The organism is Fulvimarina thalattae (assembly GCF_040239565.1).
Lineage (GTDB): Bacteria > Pseudomonadota > Alphaproteobacteria > Rhizobiales > Rhizobiaceae > Fulvimarina.
On sequence record NZ_JBEHWS010000047.1, the window covers coordinates 1 to 3,949 of the forward strand.

The following is a 3,949-nucleotide window of genomic DNA, read 5'->3' on the forward strand; positions in this document are numbered from 1 at the left end:
ATACGACACCGAGAAAATGCCTCGGCTTCGTCACGCCTCTCCAAGCCATGCTCAAAGAACTTGGCAAAGACGTCCAAATCCGCTTCTCATGATCACGTTGCACTTCATGCTGGAATCCACCAGCTCCTGTAAGCGCACCTGTAAAATACCTGCCCGCCGAGATCGTATTGCCCTTGTTGAGCAGCATCTTATCGGTGAGGCGGGTGACGGGTCGTCCTTCTATGAAGACGTTGGGTGACCACGAGAGGAAGGTCGCGCGGTGGAGGTTCACGCCTGACTTGACGCCGCCGCCGACGCCCGGTTCGTCACCGATCGATTTGTAGAATTCCGACCCCTTGACGCCGTTCATCTCTCCGCCGTGGGAAAAGACGGTGGTCGTTCCCTTGGCGAGATCCTTGGCAAAGGCGACATTGGTGAAGGGCACCGGTTTATCAGGTGCCTTGCACACATCCGGCATGGTCGAGCGCACCCAGCCGTCCGAATGCTTATGGCAGAGCGTCAGGCCATTCGTTGCAACGTTTTGATACGCGTGTCTGAAGGGTATCACACTTAATCAAAGCGACGGATCCATTTCAGCGTCTCTTCGATCGGATCGGCGGGCGGGTTGGTTTTCAACAGCGGCGTTCTGTAGTCCTCGAACCTTAATGATTGCAGGGCTTTCGCTACCGAGTGGTAATGCTCTGGGACCCAGTTCCGGTTGCGGTCGCCAAGTTCGGCACGAAGCCCGGCGAGAATTACGGCTCCGCCCTCGAAGGTCTGAATCGAGCACCCCGAATCCAGGTTCGAAGCGATCGCGTCGGTTCCACCGAGAGCCTTGACGAAGCCATTATCGATGACGTTCAACCAGTTTGTCGTCCTGATCGTCCGTGGTTTCTTCGATGCTTTTGCCCGCCATGGACCACTGTCGTTATAGTCGAGACCAACGAAGCGCTTGAGGAAAGGAAAAGCGACGAGCCCGCTTGTCGTTCGCCGCGAGCTTTGATCGAACAAGGTGCCGAGTCCCGCTGTGCCATGCAACGGTTTCAGGAGATTGCACCAGCCTTTCACGAGGTCGCGAAGCGCCGAGTGACCGTTCGCCTCCACCCACGACGCCGGAATATGCGCGTCAACATAGGAAACGGAGCCATCGGGAAACCAGTCGTCGAGGGGCAGGCAGGAGCCGCCGATATAATGGAGCGGTGCGTCGGTTACCTTCCGCCCTCGCAAAACGCCCAGAAGATGCGGCGTGAACGCGCTGCCTTCTCCTTCAACCCACGCGCTCTCGGCAGCATCATAAAACGCTTGAAAGAAAGACATGTCGCGGATCGCCGAAACACGACCGCCATCGGGAAGCACATAGTGCGTTACATCATCTGCGAATGTATCGTAGTAATTTCGCATGGTCTCCACGAAGGCCATGCGTTTTTCAGGCGTCTCGCCATTCTGAAAGAACAGAGAGACGACGTAGCCGAGACGCAGGTGAACCTTGCTCGAATTGTAGGTGAAGGCTAGACGGTCGAGGTCCTTCGGCTCACGCAAGTTTGCGACGGGATCATGAATGTCCGACATAAGGGAGATAACCTCGATAAGGGGCCCCGAACCCGGCAGGACGAATACGGAAATCGCTGTCACCCATTCTCTCAGAAGCCGATCGCCATTGCCGCGGAAACCGATCAGCCAAAGCAACGCGACGGGCAGCCGGCGACGGGGTTCGAGGTCTTTCAGGTTCTTCGGATCCTCGCATCAACTGTGAAAATCCGGCGATAACCATGTTCTGCCGACCCGGCTACTCGTCGAAGCGCGAAATCCATGCGGAAGTTGCCTGCTGCGCTCCAACTGGTTCCGGCGCTCGCACATAGCGAAGCGACTGCCAGTCCGGATAACGGAGCGGCACCAGGAGACGGTTAACGGCGCGATAGGCAGTCGGCAAGTCGCCCACATTATGATCTCCAAGTCTTGGCTTTTCACCGGCCTGAAACACCACTCCTCCGTCGAAGCGATGGATCAGAACCTCGGCGGGCAGTATACTCCGCGCCGCCTTATAGCCACCTACGCGATCAAGCATGGCCTCGTTGATGCCGGTCAGCCAGTTCACGTCTAGGATCCAGTCGTCGCTTCGATCTCCCTCAGGGACGGTGAGACCGTTGTTCCAGTACATCAAGCCCGGAAAGCGCTTGAAGATCGGAAAATTCCTGACGCTCTTGTACGAGTTGTAAGATGTCGTCAGGGGTCCAAAGCCGCTGACTGAATAGAATACCTGGAGTGCTGCACAGGTATCGACGAATCTTGCGACAAATGCTCCGCGATCGCTGTCGACGGTCTCATAGTTGTCGTGGTGCTGGACGATTCCGGGAAGCGGATAGTCCTCGCCGTCTGCCAGGCATGTGAAATATGAGGATGTGGGTCTCTGGGCGTTCCGACCGTCGACGTTTTTGATGAAAAAGCTGAGGCTTTTCTGAGGAGCGAAGTATTGCTCTTTTAAATCGCCCCCAGTTTGATCGTCATTGCCTGAAGCGAGCAGCATATTTTGAATATCCGCACCGCTTGCGATATTTGCCGTTCTACCATCTTGCACAAGGAGTTTGGGAGGCGGCGCAGTGCGGTCACGATAATCGGCGGCGAGATGTACGACCGTCGCCTTAACCTCCGATCGTCCACGAGCGCCGAAGTGGAAAACGCTGTTCTGACCGAATACGAAGTCGGGAGGGCCATCGTCGGGGAACCAACCTTCGGCGATGTTCGCGAGAAGGTCGCGTCGATTGACGTCGGCCATAAGAAAAAGTAGCTCAGACAAGGTCATATCAGACGCTCTGAATAGATAATCAATAGGGAACCGGCACCGGTGCCGGTAGCGGCAAGGGAATCGGAACTCTCAGCGGATTTTCGCGGAGTGCACGATCAAGCTCTCGGCCTAGTCTGTTGAGGCCGTTATTATACTGCCAATCTTCTTCGGCATCGTCACAGTTGTCGCATTCGTCGGGTACTCGGAACTCGCCGTGGTAATCTGCGCCCTGGCGGTTCGCGATCGCCCGATAAGCGCTGTCCTTGTCATAAGAATTGTCAGGATCGTTGCCGAATTTGATGTCCCACATATCCGTTGCGTGACCATTTTGGTCTACCCAAACGGCATCCATCCAACGCGAGCCGCAGACGTTGAACCATGCCCCTCCAGACCATGGTGAAATACGACCAATCGGCTGACCCGGAGGTTTGCCGTTCGCTTCAGTGTTATCTGTGTTGAGAGGGTCCCAGAACCCAACCTCGGAGGCAAGGCCAGGGCTGCCTGGATGGCCAAGAGTTGTTTCCGGGTATATGACCTGAACGTTGTTTTCAAAGCAGTTTTGAAAGAGCCGTCGCCCCACAGGATTGTCGACCAGCAGCCGACCCCTGCTCGATCCTCGTTTAGCGGCCCAACAAAAACATCCTATGTCACAGAGCTTAGCTTCTTTCGAATCCGGTGGCCACTTCGTATAATACCCCCCCCCGCCGAGATCGTATTGCCCTTGTTGAGCAGCATCTTGTCGGTGAGGCGGGTGACGGGTCGTCCTTCCATGAGGACGTTGGGTGACCACGAGAGGAAGGTCGCGCGGTGGAGGTTCACGCCTGACTTGACGCCGCCGCCGACGCCCGGTTCGTCACCGATCGATTTGTAGAATTCCGACCCCTTGACGCCGTTCATCGCTCCTCCGTGGGAAAAGACGCTGGTCGTTCCCTTGGCGAGATCCTTGGCAAAGGCGACATTGGTGAAGGGCACCGGTTTATCAGGTGGACACCTCGAAGAACCTCCCCTTTGATCGTGATTTATGATTTCCTTGGCCTGATCGAGATCGGGAGGATGGGATGCGTGGTCAGCCGGGGTTCTGGGATATCGATGAACGGTATGGCCGCCTGAGCGAGGCCGGCGATCCGCTCGAGAAGCTGAACGCGCTCGTTCCGTGGGAGGTCTTCAGGAAGCCACTTTCCAAGGCGC

Annotated in this window: 5 protein-coding genes; all 5 read right to left on the minus strand. The window is 56.4% G+C overall.

Going from position 1 to position 3,949, the window contains the following annotated elements:
• On the minus strand, positions 1-469 hold a 469-nt coding region (locus ABRA89_RS20145; RefSeq protein ID WP_349943292.1), incomplete at its 3' end, for a DUF4150 domain-containing protein.
• 80 nt (positions 470-549) lie between these two features.
• A complete protein-coding gene (locus ABRA89_RS20150) occupies positions 550-1,611 on the minus strand; it encodes a type VI immunity family protein (RefSeq protein WP_349943293.1) in 1,062 nt (353 codons plus the stop codon).
• Between the two features lie 154 nt (positions 1,612-1,765).
• A complete protein-coding gene (locus tag ABRA89_RS20155; RefSeq protein ID WP_349943294.1) occupies positions 1,766-2,779 on the minus strand; it encodes a type VI immunity family protein in 1,014 nt (337 codons plus the stop codon).
• Between the two features lie 22 nt (positions 2,780-2,801).
• Entirely contained in the window at positions 2,802-3,341 is a 540-nt protein-coding gene (locus ABRA89_RS20160) for a hypothetical protein (protein WP_349943295.1), read from the minus strand.
• A 62-nt stretch (positions 3,342-3,403) separates the two neighbouring features.
• Entirely contained in the window at positions 3,404-3,733 is a 330-nt protein-coding gene (locus ABRA89_RS20165) for a PAAR-like domain-containing protein (RefSeq protein WP_349943296.1), read from the minus strand.
• Positions 3,734-3,949: the final 216 nt, after the last annotated feature.